The 16,798-nt window shown below is 55.7% G+C and carries 25 protein-coding genes; 2 read left to right on the plus strand and 23 right to left on the minus strand.

From position 1 onward, the window contains the following. Window positions 1–2: 2 nt before the first annotated feature. The 11 genes from AC07NP_RS20515 to AC07NP_RS20565 all read right to left on the minus strand — a co-directional run bounded on the left by AC07NP_RS20515 (window position 3) and on the right by AC07NP_RS20565 (window position 9,518). On the minus strand, window positions 3–2,444 hold the full coding sequence (locus AC07NP_RS20515) for a phage tail tape measure protein (RefSeq protein ID WP_494661563.1): 2,442 nt from the start codon (window positions 2,442–2,444) through the stop codon (window positions 3–5). Next, on the minus strand, window positions 2,434–2,556 hold the full coding sequence (locus AC07NP_RS20520) for a GpE family phage tail protein (RefSeq protein WP_000763322.1): 123 nt from the start codon (window positions 2,554–2,556) through the stop codon (window positions 2,434–2,436). The genes AC07NP_RS20515 and AC07NP_RS20520 overlap by 11 nt, the downstream gene beginning before the upstream one ends. A 32-nt stretch (window positions 2,557–2,588) precedes the next feature. Beyond that, entirely contained in the window at window positions 2,589–2,903 is a 315-nt protein-coding gene (locus AC07NP_RS20525) for a phage tail assembly protein (RefSeq protein WP_494661564.1), read from the minus strand. Window positions 2,904–2,956: 53 nt separating this feature from the next. After that, the gene (locus AC07NP_RS20530) at window positions 2,957–3,475 is read right to left on the minus strand and encodes a phage major tail tube protein (protein ID WP_001207672.1); all 519 of its coding nucleotides are present in this window, start codon (window positions 3,473–3,475) and stop codon (window positions 2,957–2,959) included. Window positions 3,476–3,487: 12 nt separating this feature from the next. Next, entirely contained in the window at window positions 3,488–4,681 is a 1,194-nt protein-coding gene (locus AC07NP_RS20535) for a phage tail sheath protein (protein WP_494661565.1), read from the minus strand. A 123-nt stretch (window positions 4,682–4,804) separates the two neighbouring features. Further along, a complete protein-coding gene (locus AC07NP_RS20540) occupies window positions 4,805–5,236 on the minus strand; it encodes a tail fiber assembly protein (protein WP_494661566.1) in 432 nt (143 codons plus the stop codon). Window positions 5,237–5,239: 3 nt separating this feature from the next. Next, window positions 5,240–7,081 (minus strand): tail fiber protein, encoded by a 1,842-nt coding sequence (locus tag AC07NP_RS20545; RefSeq protein WP_494661567.1) that lies wholly within the window; start codon window positions 7,079–7,081, stop codon window positions 5,240–5,242. Between the two features lie 11 nt (window positions 7,082–7,092). Beyond that, window positions 7,093–7,623, minus strand: coding sequence for a phage tail protein I (locus AC07NP_RS20550; protein ID WP_040090175.1), 531 nt, complete (start codon window positions 7,621–7,623; stop codon window positions 7,093–7,095). Then, on the minus strand, window positions 7,616–8,524 hold the full coding sequence (locus tag AC07NP_RS20555) for a baseplate assembly protein (RefSeq protein ID WP_494661568.1): 909 nt from the start codon (window positions 8,522–8,524) through the stop codon (window positions 7,616–7,618). Before AC07NP_RS20555 ends, AC07NP_RS20550 begins: the two co-directional genes overlap by 8 nt. Before the next feature lie 5 nt (window positions 8,525–8,529). Continuing rightward, window positions 8,530–8,880 (minus strand): GPW/gp25 family protein, encoded by a 351-nt coding sequence (locus tag AC07NP_RS20560; RefSeq protein WP_115768097.1) that lies wholly within the window; start codon window positions 8,878–8,880, stop codon window positions 8,530–8,532. Further along, window positions 8,877–9,518 (minus strand): phage baseplate assembly protein V, encoded by a 642-nt coding sequence (locus AC07NP_RS20565; protein WP_494661599.1) that lies wholly within the window; start codon window positions 9,516–9,518, stop codon window positions 8,877–8,879. The genes AC07NP_RS20560 and AC07NP_RS20565 overlap by 4 nt, the downstream gene beginning before the upstream one ends. A gap of 128 nt (window positions 9,519–9,646) precedes the next feature. Here AC07NP_RS20565 and AC07NP_RS20570 point away from each other — a divergent pair, with 128 nt between their 5' ends. Continuing rightward, complete coding sequence (locus AC07NP_RS20570; RefSeq protein ID WP_494661569.1) at window positions 9,647–10,159, plus strand: hypothetical protein; 513 nt, start codon at window positions 9,647–9,649, stop codon at window positions 10,157–10,159. Beyond that, complete coding sequence (locus AC07NP_RS20575; RefSeq protein WP_494661570.1) at window positions 10,159–10,581, plus strand: hypothetical protein; 423 nt, start codon at window positions 10,159–10,161, stop codon at window positions 10,579–10,581. Before AC07NP_RS20570 ends, AC07NP_RS20575 begins: the two co-directional genes overlap by 1 nt. 28 nt (window positions 10,582–10,609) lie before the next feature. On the opposite strand, the gene AC07NP_RS20580 is transcribed toward AC07NP_RS20575, so the two are convergent. From AC07NP_RS20580 to AC07NP_RS20635, 12 genes are all read right to left on the minus strand, one after another. Then, complete coding sequence (locus AC07NP_RS20580) at window positions 10,610–11,059, minus strand: phage virion morphogenesis protein (protein WP_494661571.1); 450 nt, start codon at window positions 11,057–11,059, stop codon at window positions 10,610–10,612. Further along, the gene (locus AC07NP_RS20585) at window positions 11,052–11,519 is read right to left on the minus strand and encodes a phage tail protein (protein ID WP_494661572.1); all 468 of its coding nucleotides are present in this window, start codon (window positions 11,517–11,519) and stop codon (window positions 11,052–11,054) included. Before AC07NP_RS20585 ends, AC07NP_RS20580 begins: the two co-directional genes overlap by 8 nt. Next, window positions 11,482–11,727, minus strand: coding sequence for an Rz1-like lysis system protein LysC (gene lysC / locus AC07NP_RS20590; RefSeq protein ID WP_229045982.1), 246 nt, complete (start codon window positions 11,725–11,727; stop codon window positions 11,482–11,484). The genes AC07NP_RS20585 and lysC overlap by 38 nt, the downstream gene beginning before the upstream one ends. Further along, window positions 11,627–12,037 carry an Rz-like lysis system protein LysB gene (gene lysB / locus AC07NP_RS20595; protein ID WP_494661600.1) on the minus strand — a complete coding sequence of 137 codons (411 nt, stop codon included), beginning with the start codon at window positions 12,035–12,037 and terminating at the stop codon, window positions 11,627–11,629. The genes lysC and lysB overlap by 101 nt, the downstream gene beginning before the upstream one ends. Beyond that, a complete protein-coding gene (locus AC07NP_RS20600; protein WP_494661573.1) occupies window positions 12,037–12,468 on the minus strand; it encodes a DNZ54_00345 family protein in 432 nt (143 codons plus the stop codon). The genes lysB and AC07NP_RS20600 overlap by 1 nt, the downstream gene beginning before the upstream one ends. Continuing rightward, window positions 12,465–12,977, minus strand: coding sequence for a lysozyme (locus AC07NP_RS20605; protein ID WP_494661574.1), 513 nt, complete (start codon window positions 12,975–12,977; stop codon window positions 12,465–12,467). Before AC07NP_RS20605 ends, AC07NP_RS20600 begins: the two co-directional genes overlap by 4 nt. Next, the gene (locus AC07NP_RS20610) at window positions 12,961–13,182 is read right to left on the minus strand and encodes a phage holin family protein (RefSeq protein WP_001437784.1); all 222 of its coding nucleotides are present in this window, start codon (window positions 13,180–13,182) and stop codon (window positions 12,961–12,963) included. The genes AC07NP_RS20605 and AC07NP_RS20610 overlap by 17 nt, the downstream gene beginning before the upstream one ends. Next, complete coding sequence (locus tag AC07NP_RS20615) at window positions 13,173–13,376, minus strand: tail protein X (RefSeq protein WP_494661575.1); 204 nt, start codon at window positions 13,374–13,376, stop codon at window positions 13,173–13,175. Before AC07NP_RS20615 ends, AC07NP_RS20610 begins: the two co-directional genes overlap by 10 nt. Then, window positions 13,376–13,882 (minus strand): head completion/stabilization protein, encoded by a 507-nt coding sequence (locus tag AC07NP_RS20620; RefSeq protein WP_494661576.1) that lies wholly within the window; start codon window positions 13,880–13,882, stop codon window positions 13,376–13,378. The genes AC07NP_RS20615 and AC07NP_RS20620 overlap by 1 nt, the downstream gene beginning before the upstream one ends. Before the next feature lie 93 nt (window positions 13,883–13,975). Beyond that, complete coding sequence (locus AC07NP_RS20625) at window positions 13,976–14,725, minus strand: phage terminase small subunit (protein ID WP_494661577.1); 750 nt, start codon at window positions 14,723–14,725, stop codon at window positions 13,976–13,978. Between the two features lie 4 nt (window positions 14,726–14,729). Further along, window positions 14,730–15,797 carry a phage major capsid protein, P2 family gene (locus tag AC07NP_RS20630; protein ID WP_494661578.1) on the minus strand — a complete coding sequence of 356 codons (1,068 nt, stop codon included), beginning with the start codon at window positions 15,795–15,797 and terminating at the stop codon, window positions 14,730–14,732. A 75-nt stretch (window positions 15,798–15,872) separates the two neighbouring features. After that, complete coding sequence (locus AC07NP_RS20635) at window positions 15,873–16,727, minus strand: GPO family capsid scaffolding protein (RefSeq protein ID WP_494661579.1); 855 nt, start codon at window positions 16,725–16,727, stop codon at window positions 15,873–15,875. Between the last annotated feature and the right edge of the window lie 71 nt (window positions 16,728–16,798).

A 16,798-nucleotide genomic window follows, 5' to 3' on the forward strand; every position in this document is an offset into this window, starting at 1 on the left:
CCTCAGTCGAGTCTCATACTGGATCGCTGGCGCGCACGTTTCTCGCGGTCAAGTTTGTCGACGGCGTCACGGAGCTGGCGGTCAAGGTCACTGCCCGGCGCGACCCCGCCCTGTAGATTGATGTTGTATTCGCTTTTGCTCTGGTCGATATAAGATCGGCCTGCGGGCGCTGTGACCGGCTGATACGCCTGATAGCCGCCATAACCTGCGGTCGCAGGGATATACCCGCCATTCGGGGACGCCTTATTCGCTTTCGCTGCCGTCTGGTCGAGGTCGCTGGATTCTTTTTTGATAACGCCGAGTTTTTCCAGCAGCCAGCCAACCTTGCCGCTCAGGCTGTTAAACATCTTGAGCGGCATCATCAGCGCATCAGCCAGCGCCTGACCAAACGCAACGCCGACATTTTTGCAACTGTCGAGGGTGTCCTGCGTGGCTTTCACCGGCGCAAGCAGGTCTTTAAACCACTGGCAGACGACACCCAGCTTTTCAGCGATGGCGTCAAACACCGGCGCGAGCGGGGTAAACATGTCCCCCACCGGTGCAAAGGCGGCTTTCAGTCCCTCCACCACGCCTGAGAAGAATGCACCGAGCGGCTCCCAGTATTTACGGATCAGCAACGCACCGGCCACCACTGCACCGGCAACCGCCAGCACCGGCAGGCTGATTGCGCCAATGGCCGTGACAATCGCGCCGCCAACCGTGCTGAAAACCACACCGAGCACGCCAGCCGCCGCAATGATGGCATTAATCCCCATCACCACCGGCCATGCAACAAGGCCAATCCCGCCCATCACACCTATCAGCGCCAGCGCGCCCCCGACCACCACGCCGATGGTGGTCGCCAGCCCTTTATTTTTCTGAATCCAGCCGTCGAGCCTGAGCACATAGTGCGTGGCCGTCTGCGTCAGCTTACGAAGTGAGCCCTCCTGCTGATCAAACAGGTCAGTGCCGACCGCCTCATAGGCAGACTGAAACTCTTTAAAGTCGCCGCCGAGGTTATCCTGCATCACCTTAACCAGTTCCTCGGTCTTACCGTCCGAGGCTTTAAACGCGGCAGTGAGCTGGTCGAGCTTGCCGCTTGATGCAGCGGCCATCAGAACGGCCGCCGCCGAGCTGGCCTCTTCACCGAAAATGGTTTTCATGTATTCGGCTTTCTGACCCGTTCCGAGATTGTTTTTCTCAAAACTGCGCTGCATTTCCTTCAGGATGGAAAATATCGGGCGCGTATTGCCTTTGCTATCTGACGTTTTAATGCCGAGCTCTTTGATGGCGTCGTACGCTTTACCGGTTGGTGCCTGCAAGCGACTCAGAACGGCACGGCTCCCTGTACCCGCCATTGAGCCGGTGATTTTAGAATCGTGCAGCGCCCCCACCATTGCGGCGGTTTCTTCGATACTCACCCCGGCATTTTTCGCCACCGGCGCGGCATAGGTCAGCGCATCGCTCATCCCGTCAAAGTCAGCGGCGGTTTTGTTCATCGTCATCGAGAGAACATCGCCAATATGCGCGACTTTATCGTTAGAGAGCTGGAAAGCGGATTTCATGCCGGTCAGCAGCGCGGCGTTCTCTTCCATCGTGCGCTTGTTGGACAGCGCCATATTCAGTGTGACCGGCGTCGCCGCCTGAATAGCCGCCGCATCGCCGCCGCTTTTGGCAATGATAATCTGCGCACCCGCCGCATCATCGGCAGAGGCAGCGGTATTGTCACCGAGCTGGCGCGCCTGTTTACGCAGCGCCTGCATTTCGGGCGACTGTTTGTCGACACCGAGCACCGCCTGCAGCTCTGAGTTTTTCTGTGCAAATTCATAACCCGGCGTCAGCAGCTTAACCCCTGCCATGGTTCCTGTTGTCGCAATACCGACACCGGCCGCGCCAGCCGCCGCCATGCTACCGGCAAGCGATTTACCGGCCTGATACCGCGCTTTTACCCGGCTTAACTTCGCCTGCTGTGCGCTGACTTTCGCCAGTGCCTCACGCTGACGATTGAGCTGTGCGATCGTCTCACTGATGCGCGATTTAAGCCCCCGCTCATCATTTGCCAGATTGCGGGTATTAATCCCCGCCGCACCGAGCTCGCGTTGCTGGCGTTTAACAGACTCAGTGAGGCTGTTGTATTTCGTCTGCAGCCCGTCGGCGGCACGCTTCGCCGATTCAAGCACCTGCGCCTGCGCACGTGTCGGGCGCTCGGTGTTTTTAAACTGCGTGGCAAGGGCTTGCGCTTCCTGTTTCGCTTTCTCAAGCGAGTGACCGGTCACGGCAAGCTGTGCGCTGGCTTTGCGGAATCCGTCAATACGGGACGCCTGCGCGTTAAGTTCGCGCAGGCTTTTCTGTGAATTGCGGATATCACCGGACAGGGATTTGCTGGCGTTCTGAATCGCTTTTAGCGGGCGGCTTGCCCGGTCGACTGCGTTCAGCAGCACCTCGATTCTGACGTTATTGCTCATGATGGCTTCCGCTTCGTTGCAGCGCCTTATCGCGCCATGTCAGGAGTTCGGTCACGCTCAGGGAATTCAGCTCTGATGGCGGCCAGTGGAAGATCACCGCGATATCCGCCATCAGGTCATCGACCGACAGTTTTTCCGGGAAGGTCAGCGACCCGAAGCCGGTGACAAAAAACCGACCACCTTACCGGCCAGCGAAATCAGGTCTGACGCATCCAGACGCGCGAGCTCGTGCTCGGTCAGTGCCGGATACGTCATGCGCGGCAGCACCTTAATCAGCGCATCAACGTCGGAACTTGCCAGCGACGCCAGTGACACCCCGCGCAGGGTTCCCGCATTCGGTTTGGTTAAGGTGACCTGCTCAATTTTCTGTTCACCGCGCATCAGCGGGGTGTCAAAAATAACGACATTTGGATTGACGTTTTCAGTGTCAGCAACAGCAGTTTCATTGATATTTTTCATTTTCTCTCTCGTCAGAATAAGTGACCGGCCAGCCCCGCTGACCGGTTAAGGGATTACAGGCCAATCGCCTTGCGGTGCTCTGCCATACGGTCGACACCGTCGACTTTCAGCACCATGTTGATCACGTCAATCTCGATGACTTCTTTGCCGTCGATCGTGAGCTGGTAATAGGCGCACTCGGTCGCCATTTTGGTCGTGCCGCTTTCGCCCTGCTTATTTTCACCGCCGTCGTATTCTTTATGACGGCCACGCATCACTACTTCGACGGCAGAAATCGCGCCGGTGTCGTCACGCTGATAAGAGCCGGTAAAACGCAGCGGCACGCTGTCAGCACCCGGCGAGGCGTACTGCGCCCACAATTCAATGTCAGGCAGACCGCCTAGCGTCCACTCAAGCGACAGCGCATCGTCATCGAGGCCGAGGTCAACCGACACCGCCCCCGGCATCCCGCCGCCGCGATATTTCTCCAGCTTGCGGGTCAGTTTTGGCAGGGTGACGGATTCAACAACGCCCATATAACTCAGGCCATCGTTGAACATATTCAGGTATTTCAGTTTGCGGGGTAACGCCATGCTCAGGGCTCCTTAGCTGTTGACCGAGTCCGACAGGTTCGCCAGATAGGTATCGGTGATGCGCTGGCGAAGGGTCAGGTTTTCCAGCGGTGGGACGGGGGTATAGTCGTAATCGATATACAGTTTCCCCACTTTCAGGGTCGCGGTGTCGTTCGACTCCGGGTCGTACCAGCAGAAGCCGTCAACGATATAACCATTGGTTTTCAGCTCGCGGAATTTGGCATTGATACCGGAAACGATGTCGCGAATGAGGGTCGGGGTAATGGGTTTATCCATCGCCCACGCGTGCGCCTCCGCCATCGTGTCGGCCAGTACCTGCGCGGTGCGGGTGTAGTTCTCAAACAGGAAAAGCGGGTCATCCGAGCAGGTACGGTTGCCCCAAAACTTGAAACCATCATTGCGGATAAGCGTAGTGACACCGGCCTGATTCAGCAGGTTGGCGTCGGTCGCCGGTTCCTGCAAATCCCACGATACTGAGGCGCTGACGCCGGTCACTCCGTTAACGCCAACGTTAGACAGGGTTTTATGCCAGCCGATCGTCTGGTCGATTTTGGCACGCAGGCCGAGTGCGCGCGCCGTCGCCCAGGCTGTTGCTGTCGCGTTCGCCGTGGTGTCCCATGCCAGAAAATCAGGGAAGATGACCATCAGCTCGCGCTGGCTGAAATTCTCGCGGTAGTCGATGGCCTCAGAAATGGTTTTACAGCCCCACGCGCTGACATAGCCAAAGGCGCGCAGGCTCTGACAGGTGGACGCGAGCGCGGTCGCCACTTCCTGCGAATCCAGCCCCGGCACGCCGAGAATACGAGGCTTAACGCCGGTGACGGTTTTCGCCGTCAGCAGGGCTTTCAGCCCGGTATATTTGCCGTTTTCATCGGTGGTGCCGATGATATTGGAAATGGTTTGTTTGTGTGCCGCCTCGGGGTTCTCCGGGTCTTCGATACCTTCGGCCACACGCACGGCCACGATGACCGGTTTGCACTGGTCAGCGATAGCCTGCAGGGACGTCGACAGCGTGCCCTGTTTACCGGCTTTACCGATAGCGCTCTGCACGTTCGTAATAAGCACCGGCTCATTGAGGGGAAATGTTTTTTCGTCAGCATCGCTGGCCGTACAGACCATGCCGATAATGGCCGTTGAAACGGTGGAAATGGTGCGGACGCCATCGTTAATCTCGATGACCTCGACGCCGTGATGATAGTCGCTCATCCGTTTAACTCCGTGGTTAAGGGGTGCAACTATTTTCTGTTGTGTAAGCGACAGGCGCGATGAAATGGCGTTGGCGGGGATACAACACAACAAGCAAAAAGCCCTCCGGGTGGAGGGCTTGCGTTATTCAGGTACTGGCGGCAGGTCGATTAACAACGGATCGGAGGTATCAACCCGGCTCAGAAGCACGGTGTATGTCTCCCATTGCTCAAGCCGTTTTACCTCTTCGGGGGTGGCAATCCCCAGCTTAACCGCACGGCTCAGGGGGGCAATGATAATTTCCGCCTCCTGCATGAGTGCTGTCCTCTGAGTTTCAGCGCGGGCGACAAGCTCTTCTGTCGTGAGCGGCGGCGGATCGGACAACACCGGCTGCCCATATTCATTCGCCACAATAATTCGGCCATCGGACTGGCCTGTCATCAGGGTCTGATACCATTGCGGTGAGATGGCAAGCGCATCATCAGGCCAGCCAGACTCTGAGTTTTCATATAAATCTTTCATCGAATAAAAGTAAAAGCCATTCAATGAGGGGCTGTAAAAATATTGCTCGTCCATCGGTTAATGTCCTGTTGCTTCCCAGAATAAGGGAAAGTTTTGGTTAGCATTAAGCCTTGCGCCGGTTCTGGAATATTGTGAAACCGAACATTCAAGCGTACCGGCCACATTCGCCGTATAAGGCGTGACCTGAATATTTCTCATCGCATTTGGAAACGCTGTCGGAAATGTGATGTTCTGATATCCGCCGGTCTGGTTGGTGTAACCCCACTGGCGGATCCTTCCTGTTGTACCGTCGCGCTCCCAGCCGTTCTGACCAAGGCTTGCCGTGTTTTTCAGGTTATAGCGCGCATCGGATTCAGCCTTCGAATATGACTGACCGTTAGGGGTGTAATTACCTTTTGGTTGAAAGGCTCCGTTAACCCACACTTCGGTTGCCAGTTGCACCACGGCGTTACTGGATGTATGCCGCATGTACGGTTTTGCCGCATTGCCTGAATTAAAGCCTGCGGTAACGCATCCATCCTGAGAAATCGCACTAATTTCAGCCGGAGTGGGCTTGTTTGCCGCATCATATTGCTTCGTCCAGGCAGACCAGACTCCACCGTAGAGCGTGCGAATGTATGAGCGGGAATTGTTGTAGACCCGGTAAACCTGCGTTATCCCGGCGTGTTTATACACCTCCAGAGAACCGGCAATAGCCTCGGGGTAGTTTTTCCCTGTTTGCGCCTGCGCATTTGCGGGCTGGTAATACAGTCCCGGTGTGGTGTGGCTGTTTAAGTCGATAGCGTTGCCGATACCCACCGTCTGACCGTTGAAAATATCCTGCGCGGTCACACTGATATCAGCGGCCAGCGAGCGACCATTTACTTTACGCCCAGAGGGTACACGTCCGCTGGCGTTGTCATTTGCCGCCTTAACCGCTTTCGGGGTCGCGGCGAGGGTCTCAGACACGCTGTCGGTGGCGCTACTGAGCTGGACAATCCCCTTCTGCGACGTGGTCGCGTCCTGAGCCGTGTATTTGCCTTTCGCAAGGTCATACGCCACGTTGACCGCTTTCGGCGTTGCGGCGAGGGTCTCAGAAACGCTGTCGGTGGCGCTACTGAGCTGGACAATCCCTTTCTGCGTCGTGGTCGCATCCTGAGCCGTGTATTTACCTTTCGCAAGGTCATACGCCGCCTTAACCGCTTTCGGTGTTGCGGCGAGGGTCTCAGACACGCTGTCGGTGGCGCTACTGAGCTGGACAATCCCCTTCTGCGCTGTGGTCGCGTCCTGAGCCGTGTATTTACCTTTCGCAAGGTCATACGCCACTTTGACCGCTTTCGGTGTCGCGGCGAGCGCCTCAGACCCGCTGTCGGTCGCACTGCTTAACTGTGTGAACCCTTTTTCTTTGAGCGTGGCGTCAGGATGGCGGCGGGACTGCTCATGCTCTGCGAGCTTGTCGTCGACATAATCCTGCGTCGCCATCACCAGTGTCGTATCGATGGACAGCTCGACCGTGTCGATGTCGCTCACCATGATCACCATGCGCAGCGTCTGCGCGCGGCCTGACCCTTCCGCCAGTTCGGGCTTATAACTTTCGGCCATGTTGCCGACCGCAATCAGCGTGCCGGTGTCATCGTAAAGCCCCATTTCACGCAGCCAGAAACCGCCGGTCTCCGGGGGGATCACCAGCTCCGCCACGACATAATTTTTATGTTTTTTGTCCTGGCTGATTTTATTCAGCGGATGACGCCAGACTTCATTGACGAGTTTTGTCTGGCTGGCGTCCGGTTCGGGCAGTTTACCGCCACCATCCCCGACGGCCATCACCGCAAAATTGACTTTCTTCCCGTTCGGGAGCGTGGCCGCCGCCAGTTTTTCCGCACCGGCTCGGGTGATAACGGTTTTATATTTCACTGTCATTGTGTTCTCACTTATCCGGGGTAAACCGTGATGATGTCGCCGTCATAGGTCAGGGCTCCGGTGAAGAGATAACCCGGTATGTCCTGGATAATATTCAGGCCGATAAGATGGCGACTGGCTGGCTTTGCATCGGCAATAAGCCTTTCCATTTCGTAATACATTTCCTCGGTAATACCTGTCTCCAGCACACCGATATCAAGGCGAAACGTCCCCGGCGGGTCGTTCGTCTCCCACCACTCCGTCACGTTAATCAGATACCCGAGCGGCTCGACCACACGACGCACTGCGCCTATCGTTCCTTTGTGCGCATGGATAAACCACGCGCTGCGGATAACCTCGCGTTTGGTCTCTTCCGGCCAGCTCTCATCCCAGCGGTCAACCGAAAACGCCCAGGCCAGCCACGGCAGCAGATTTGCGGGGCAGTTGTCAGGGTTCCAGAGGCGACGCAGCGGGACGGGGGTATTTTCGATATCCGCGCAGGCGCGCGCCGCCGCCACCTCAAGCGGCGACGAGCCCACCGGCAGCAGACGGGTATCACTCATCGTTGCCCCCGATATTTACGCTGTACGCAGTGCAATATGACGCCTGAGTCTCATTGAGTACGATGTCAGCCACCGGCGTGACAAGTTCGACACGCTGCACACCCTCAACGTGAAGCGCGGCATAGATGGCGGACTTGCGGATGTCACGCCCGAGCCGGTGCTGCGCGTTGATATAGGTCTGCAGCTTCGCTTTTGCCGCACTGAGCACTGGCTCGCTTTCGGGGCCGGGATAAAGATAAAGCGCGGCATCGATGGTGTAGTCGACAATGACCGCCGACTGCACGGTCACGCGGTCAGCAACCGGCCTCACATCCTCATCGTTGAGCGCATTACGCACCACGGCGAGCAGTTCCCCGGATGCCGCACCGTTGTTCTCGCGGGACAGTACCGACACGGTCACGCAGGCAGGCTCCGGGCTAATAACAGAGATATCGGCGACCCGCCCGTCAGCGCTGCGGCCATGAAACTGATACGCACCGGTCGACCCGGCCACACTCATTCCCTCAAAAGCCTGTTGAATACGCAGACGATAATCGGTGTCCGACTCCATCACGGCAGGTGTCGGCGGCAACGTGGTTTCATCAGCAGGCGTAATAACAAGACGCTCAACGTTGTAATTTGCGCCGATATTGTCGAGGTCGTTTGCGGCAGCACAGGCCAGCATCACCGCCCGTGCCGACTCATTCACCCGCTGACGCCAGATAACCTCCCGATAAGCATTTTCCTGCAGCAGCTTAACAATCGGCTCAGATTCAAACGTCAGCGTGCGCGCGACCGCGTCCTGTTGCTCTTCGGGATAGAGCGAGACAAGCGTCGCCTTTCGCTCTGTCAGGATGGTTTCATAGTCCAGCTCTTCCACAACATCAGGTGCGGCGAGCTGGCTCAGGTCAACAATAGCCATAACGTTTAACTCAGTGGAAGGGTGATAGAAAAAGGCTGGCCTGATGCCGAACGCGTGCCGGTCATATCGACGTACATCGCGCCGTCATCCTCTCCGCGTTCAAAGGTGATGGTCGACAAACTGACGCGCGGCTCCCACTTCTGGATCGCGGAGTAGCACGCGGCCATAATCTGCAGGCGCAGCGCCGGGGTCTGCGGCTGGTCAATCAGTGCAGACAACAGCGAGCCATATTCGCGGCGCATGACGCGCGAGCCCACCGGCGTGACCAGAATGTCGCGCACGCTTTGCCTGATGTGCTCAACCTCAGAAATACTGAGGCCGGTGTGGCTGTTCATTCCCAGATAACGCACCGTCATTTGACCCCCTTCGTCCAGTTTCCACCCTGCTCCACACCGCCGTGGTCGTGGTCATCGACCTGCACGCCATTTGAGGTAAATTGCCCGCCGGTGTGCTCGATGTTCCCCGACATCTTTCCGCCTTTTTTCACTTCGAGCGTGCCGGTTGTCAGCTTATTGGTACACACCACCTCGGGTGTATCGAGCGTGATGCGGGTGGATGCCTTAACCAGTACCAGCGGCACAGTGGCAGTAATGGACTCTGATGCAATGACGTCGGCGGTTTTGATACCGGATACGGTGAGCGCCCCGTTTTCGGGCTCGTACTCGATAACCGCCCCGTCAGGAAAGGCGATATGAAACGCATCAGGCGAGGCAGACGGCGCGGGATGGTCATCAGAGAAAATGCCGGGCAGCACAAAGGCGGTGTCGAGTTCGCCACCAATGGCAAGAATGAGCACCTGCTCACCAACGGAGGGAGCCCACCACACCCGCGAGCGACCAGCGCGACAGGTCAGCCAGTTTAACCATGTCGTCTGGATCCCACCGCTTTGTACTCGGCATAGCCCCTGTACGGTATTAACCTCAGTCACCACACCTGAGCGGATGAGGTTGCGAATCGCGCGCGCTAGCTCTTGGATTGAAGATAGAGTTTTCATTTCGCTATCATTCACTAAGCAAACAACCATTCCAAACTGGATCAAATGTCTGATCTTTGGTACAAAAAGCATTTGGCAAGGTAATCCTGTCGATAGCAAAGACATATGTGTTATTGAGCGAGGGAATTGTGAACTTTAATGCTTTAAAACCCAGCATTTCGTCTGCCGCTATAGGTGGTGCGGGCTTCTTATCTGCATTAGTAACTATGTTTGTAAACGTTCAATCTGAGCTATCGGTTAAATGGTTTATATTTTTAACATGGTTGAGCATAACTATTTTTATCCTTTTGATTAAGCGTATTGATGATCTCGAAAAAGAGAACAGAACATCTTTTCCTGCACCATATGAAAAGCCAATTAAAATATTAAGTGATGACGGGATTATTCTGATAAAGAAAAATGCAAGTTTCTCTAACAATATAATAGTTGGTTGCTATCTTATTAATGATGAATTTGAAAAAATCGCATTTTCAGCACACGTCTATCATATCCAGGAAAATTTATTGCAGTTAAAAATAATTGATAGTTATTGTACAGATGAAGAGCTTGATTTAATAAATACAAAGGGTGCAAGTTCAATGTTAATTGTCAGGCCTAACATACCTTACGAATTACTCGAAAAGTTTGGAGAGAGAGACTAATGTCTGAACTACACGATGCAAAAATTATTCATATTAACGACAATTTTACTCAATTTGTTATCAATAAGGGTGAGAATGGAAATATACGTAACGGGATGGTGTTTTTAATTTATTCACTTGGGGAAAATATTATAGATCCTGACACGGGAATAGATTTAGGTCGACTTGAAATAGTAAAAGGTGAGGCTATTGTACATCATATACAAGAAAAAATGACCACGTTAATTTCACGTGAATTTATAGAAGAGCCAGTAAAGGAAGAAACTATATATAAACGTGATATTTTTGCGCATCGCAGATTAATTAACGATCGCTATGAAGGTGGCCGTACTCCCTCGAAAAAAGTGAGAATATCCCCAGAGAAAAGAATCAAGCCTCTTTTAAATGTAAATATAGGGGATTATGTTAGAAGAGTGAAGTGATTAAACAACCACTTCATGCATAGTACTGTTAACCGTGAAGATGGGAAATAATAAGCTTCAAGATGGTGTTATTATCCTCATGTGAAGCACCGAGCAACGGGCGAGCCTCGTACTGAACATCCCGGCCATGACGGTTTGGCCGGTCTTTGAGGCCGTACTGATGCACCTGCGCCATTCGCTGCACCTTGCCGGTAAACTCCACCACCGCCGCACTGTCGCTGCCTTTGGCTTTCATAAAACGATTGGTGCGCAGTTTGGCGAACATTTCGCGCTTAATTCGGCCTTTTTTGCTCCGCACAGGCTGGCGCTTTCGCGCCGCATACGGGGTGCCGTCTGGCGCCTGCTGGCGCTTGATGCGCTGTTGCTGACTAGTACGCAGTTTTTTCGCAATCTCAGCCGCCATTTTCCGACGCGCCACCGGTGACAGGCTGGCAATCAGACCGGCAAGACGTTCCTGCAGCGCGGTTAAGTCACTCATCCCACTTACTCACCAGTTCGCCGTTAACGTACAGCTCGACCGGACGCGTCACTGGCTCAGGCAGCGGCGGCTCAGGGGCATAGCTGACATGCAGCGCGCCGTCGACCTCTTTGACGAGCGTGCGCTCGGTCAGCCTCAGGCTGATACTGATATCGAGCGAATCGTCGTTATTGATATCAGTAATCCAGGTGAAACCTTTTTCCCGGCCATCGTCGGTGGTCATAATGTCCGGCTGATGTTCACGCAGCCACGCCTGCACCGGCACGAATATCAAATCGAGGTCGCCGGTAAAGTCGGTCACCACCACGTTAAGCATGTACACCTTTTCAAACGACAGCGAGCTCGCCAGTCGGGAATCGGTATGGCCGTTGTCGGCAAACAGGCGCAGCATATCGGGGTTATTTCGGAGCTGCGGCACGGCGTTAATCAGCGCTTTGCGCAGGCTTTTGTGCTTCTGCATCGAGTTCATCCTGACAGTGTTTTACGGTTTTAACCTGCAGCGCACAGGCAGTCAGTGCGCCCTCAAGACGGCGAATATCCGCACTCAGGTCACCATTAGTTTTCGGGTCACTTCCCGGCATCGGGCAAAGGCTCACTCTCGGGCATCCGCTGACCACAATCACCGGCGCTGGCGCAGGCGGTGCGGGTGTGCAGCCGACGCACAACATCAGGCAGAGCGGCGTTATACCAGCGGCGAAAGGCTTCATTTTCATTAAGTAACCTCGTTATCGTCTGCTCACGGCGGCTGGCCTCTGCGCTTGCCTTTGCGAGCTGTTCGCGCAGTGCCACCTGCGCGGATTCATTACGTCGGGCGAGCGTTCCGGCAACACTGAGCTGATTTTTCAACATGCCAATCGTCGTCTTTTGCTCGCTCGCGACGCGGTTTGCCGTCTCAAAGGAGCGGGATAAATTGCCGTTCTCATGGCGCAACCACAGCAGCCCGAGCACAGTCATCACCAGCGCAGAGGCCAGAAACATCACAATGATTCTGGACACAGACCAGCCCCCTCAATGCGCTGGCGGTAAGTCTCGCGAACGGCCTTAAAGGTCAGAACACAAAGCAGGTAGACCAGCGCTGTAAAGATCCAGCCAGCCCCAAGCAGACAGCCCGTGGTAGCAGAGAAAATAATGAGAGACCATGCGTGGCGCGCCTGCGAAGGTTTGCGACAAAAAACGGCGCGAAATACCTTCATTAGGTCTGGATTGGCGGGAATACTTTTGCCCGTATTTCGTAGCCAGTGCTCATAGGCGACCACACCGGCCAGGCTCGCCGTAATGCAGACAAAACTGCCGAATAGCGCCCATGCGGCTACAAAATTAACGGCAGCGCTTTGCGGCGATACCAGCCCCCAAATCAGAATCAGTGCCAGCAGGGCATCGAACATCAGGGAACGTAAATATTTTTTCATTGGGTTACTCCTTTCATGCAATACGCCAGTTCCCGCGCGCGGCGGTTTTCCAGCCCTTTGTTTTTAGTACCATTGACGTACACCCAGCGGGTGATCTGGTCACATGCCTGCCACCACTGATGACGCTTGATGTAAGAGACCAGCGTCGAGCGACAAGCCGCGCCGGTGCCAACGTTAAAAGAGAAACTGACCAGCGCGTCGTAAACCGGCTGCGGCATGGTGACCGGCACGCAGACCGCGAGACGGCGCTCGGTGTTCAGCACGTCGGCGACCAGATTTTCCGCCGCTTCGCGCTCGGTGATATCGCCTTTCGGTACCACCCCGGCAGTGTGGCCGATGCCTGACGTCCACACGCCCGCGCTGCACTGGTAAGGTGTCAGGCGACACCCTTCGAGGTCGGCAATCAGTGCCAGACCGTCAGGCGAGGTATTCAGCAGACGAAAATCAGGCATCAGTGCCGCCAGCGCTAGCACTGCGGCCACACTGCAACGTTTAACGATTGAGCTCACGGGTCACCCCTTTGTCGATTCCCATTTCTGTCAGGTAACGAAAGGTTTTGCGCCGGTACCAGAAATTCACCGCCGCCGTAAAAATGGCACACAGACTACCCACATACAGCGCCAGTTTTTCGGGCGACATTGCCCCGAAATACGCCAGCCCCACGGCCAGCCAGTAGGCGATAAACGTGGTGATTTTTTCCATACTCAGTCCCATAGGTTCAGGGTCTCCGCCGTGGGTGATGTTTCAACGTCTGGCAGGTCAATCGCCGTGCCATGCGGCAGAATGACGCCCAGCTCAGACAGACCGGGATTAACCTTCAGCACCGTCTCGACCACGCCCTCAGTGCGCCCGTAATACCGGGCGCAAAGTGCGTCGAGGGTGTCACCCTGCATCGCGTAGACTTTCATCAGAGCTGACCCACGATGCAGCGCGGCTTATCCTGCAGACGCGAGACCGACCAGCGCATATCCCGCCACAGGTCATCAATGGTGGTTTCGACGCTGTCGGCTTTTTTGTCACCCTTGCCGGTGGCCTCAACGCCGCGATAACGCTCATACAGGGTGGCGGTTGCCATCGCCGTCACAGCGCTGAGGTAGTGGAAAACACGCACATTCTCGCCGTCGATTTCCTCAGCAGGCACGTTGGCCAGTTGCTTAAACCCTGCGGCCATCTGGCGCAGCCGGTAGTCGTAAAGCTCCGCATTGGTTTCCGCCATGCCAGTCTTGATGGCGTTGCGCAGTCGCGCATCGGAAACCGTCTGCTCAAGTCGCATCAGTTCGCGCACGCGCTTCGGATCCACATCAGGGAAAAAGAACGTGTTTTTAATCACTGCGTCACCCGTCTCCGGTGCGGGAATCACCACGCCCGGTACGTCCTGCGGTTCGTCGGGCTGATTCAGTATTACTGTCGTCATGACAACCTCATTAGGTTGGGCGGTGGACGCCGGTCGCCGTCAGGGTCAATACCCGCTTTGACCGGCGTGCCGCCCGGCTCGGGGAGCGTTCAGTTAACCGGCGGTTTTTACCGCCTTTGGTGGACGCCCGCGCTTTGCTGCCGGTTTGGTGGCAGGTTTGCGCGTGCGCGGTTTAGTCGTTTTACGGGGTGTCGCCTCAGGTTTTGGCTTTAATGCCCGTTCCAGCCGCTCAATCTCTTTGCGCACACCGGCATTGCGGTCGAGCTGCATCGCGCGCTGAAACTGCGCCAGCGCTTCGGCGTTCTGACCGGTATCGCGCAGGGTCAGGCCGGTCACCTTATGCAGACGGGCGCGCACCATGTCGGGAACGTCAGCGCCGTCGGTCAGGCTGATGGTGGTCAGCAGTAATGCGAGGTCGACAGGCTCACCGGCATCGCGCAGGCGCAGTGCGGCAAGCGCCACCTCCTCAACAAGCATGTAAGGTGTGGTGCGGCGATGGTCTGAGGTGAGTCCGTATTTCAGCGCGTAGGGCGCAATTTCCAGCGCGCCAGCGATATCACCGGCATCGAGACGCCACAGCATGACGGTCATCAGAATGTCATCCTGCGCACCACGGCCATCAGCCAGCACACCGGCGACCCACGGCGCATAGAACGGCAGCAGCTCGCGCTTTTTCTCGGCTTTACGCTCGTTTGAACGGATGTTTTTTAACGTGCGGCGGTCTTCGGCCAGCTTTACCAGCATCTGCTCATAGGCGGTTGCATGGCGCAGCGGGGCTTGTTCCCGCTGCGCGGCTTGAGAGGCCGAGACCCGCATCATGTGACGCTGTGCGGGGCTCGTCATGGTCTTACTCTCCGCTTACCGGTGCTTCTGGTGCGGTGAAATCGCCAAGGGTGATGTTTTCCAGCAGGCACCCGGCAGCATAAGCCTCGACCACATAGTCGATATTCATCGACTCGTAGTTTTCCACGCGGTCTTTTTTCGGGTTCTCGTCAATGCTGCGGCGGTGGCTCTCATCCATGAAGTAGATAGAGAGGTTTTCCAGCGTGGTCACGAATACCGCATTCGCCGGGAAGTACGGCACACGCACGGCAGGGAGGTTGCCGATTCGCTTCTGGCTGATGATGATATCCGCCGCGAGCGACTCGGTGTTTTCCTGCTGTTTGTTTACCAGCGGGAAATATTTGTCGGCCAGCAGCTTACGGCCGACGATAGCAACGAGTTTCGGGTCATCCTGATAAATTTCGTCAATCAGGGTGTTGGTACCGTCCATCACCAGCGCGTCGAGGTTCTCATAGTCGCCGTTTTTACCAACGCGAATCACGTCAGAAATAACGCTACCGTCCTCAGCGGTGATTTTGCTCATCACGCGCGCCGGTGCTTCATTGCGGTACTTCTGCAGCCAGCCGACGGCCACATCCTGCAGCATCGGGTTTTTGCTGCGGTCTGAAGTATCAGCGCGGGTGGTACCGTTGAACCCGGCCATGATGAAATCCAGTGCCTGACGCTGGACAATGGCGTCGCGGATGCGGCGCTGGAAGTCCTGAAAACGTGCCCACAGGTCGAGGCGTTTATAGGTCAGGTGGAAGTCAAAGTTAATCTGATTGCACTCGTACTTGTTTGACTCAAGCGCGGTGAAATCTGCGGTCTGGCGCTCTTTGTCGCCCGAGGTGTCGGTCGTGCTGGCGATGGTGCCGGTCACACCGACGCCGATTTTCTCACCCTTCATTTCTGCGACCGGCAGAATGTTAATCATCTGCAGAAATGCGGATGACGCCTGCACGGTGTTCATCAGCGTCTGCGTGACGGACGGCTCGACGGTGAATTTTTTGCTGACGTCATCAACGCTGATGCCGTTCAGTTTAGCGAGCTGGGTCAGATAGGCATTGAACTTAAAACGGGTTTCCTGACGCATAGTATTTCCTGTTTGAATTAATCGGTTGGTCACAGCATCGGGCGGGGTTGCCGCCCGGTTTCGGTCTGCGGTTTATCAGCAGTCGGTCAGCAGCTCATCGCCACCGCCGCCACTGGCTTTCGTGCGTCGCGGCTGGCTGAAACTTTCGGTTTTATCGAGGGTTGTTTTCAGGGCGGAAAATGCCTGGCTGGTTTCTTCAACCTTGCCGGTCACTTCCTGTTTGAAAGAGGCAAACGCGGCTTCCATACCGGAAATGCGCTCCTCCTGTTTGGTCAGGTTGGTCTGCACATGCTCACTGACGGTGGTCACCGCCTCATGCACATCATTCAGGCGCGCATCGTCGCTGACCTGCTTACGGCTGAAAATGGCTTTCACCTTATCGGCAAGGCTGTTGAGCACCGTGTCGGGAACGTCTTCAAATTCCAGCTCGGCCAGCGTGGCAACGGAAAAAACGTTTTCAGGGTTGGCCTTAAAGCGCTGCAGCGGGTTGTGCTTCGCGGTGCGGCAGAATTCGAGGTATTCAGTACCGAGGCTCGCCGGGTCATCGGTGACCGCAAGGCCGACGAGGTAGCATTTGCCGGTATTGGCAAAATTCGGCTGAATTTCCATTGAGGTGTAGACCTTCTGCGCGGCTTTATTCATCGCGATAAGGTCATCGGTCGGGGTGATTTTAGCGAATAACGCCCATTTGCCGTTAAGCGCAGAATCGTCATCAATCTTCTCGGCTTTCAGCTCGACCACATCGCCTAAGCGCTTGAATACGCTATCGGGCAGCAGGCCGCGCAGGTGTTCGAGGTTGATACGGCAACCGTAGACACGCGGGTCAAACGATTCGGCCATTTCCTGAATATCGTTACCGCTGATAATGCGGCCGTCGCAGGTATCACCCTCGACGCCGATGCGAAAGAATTTTGAGACTTTTTTTGCCATTGTCAGGAGTCCTGAGGTTGGGGTTACTGGTCACCACCAGTTTCCAGACTCAGGACACCCTCAGCCACCTG

This window comes from Citrobacter sp. GW821-FHT07H02, from assembly GCF_059418505.1.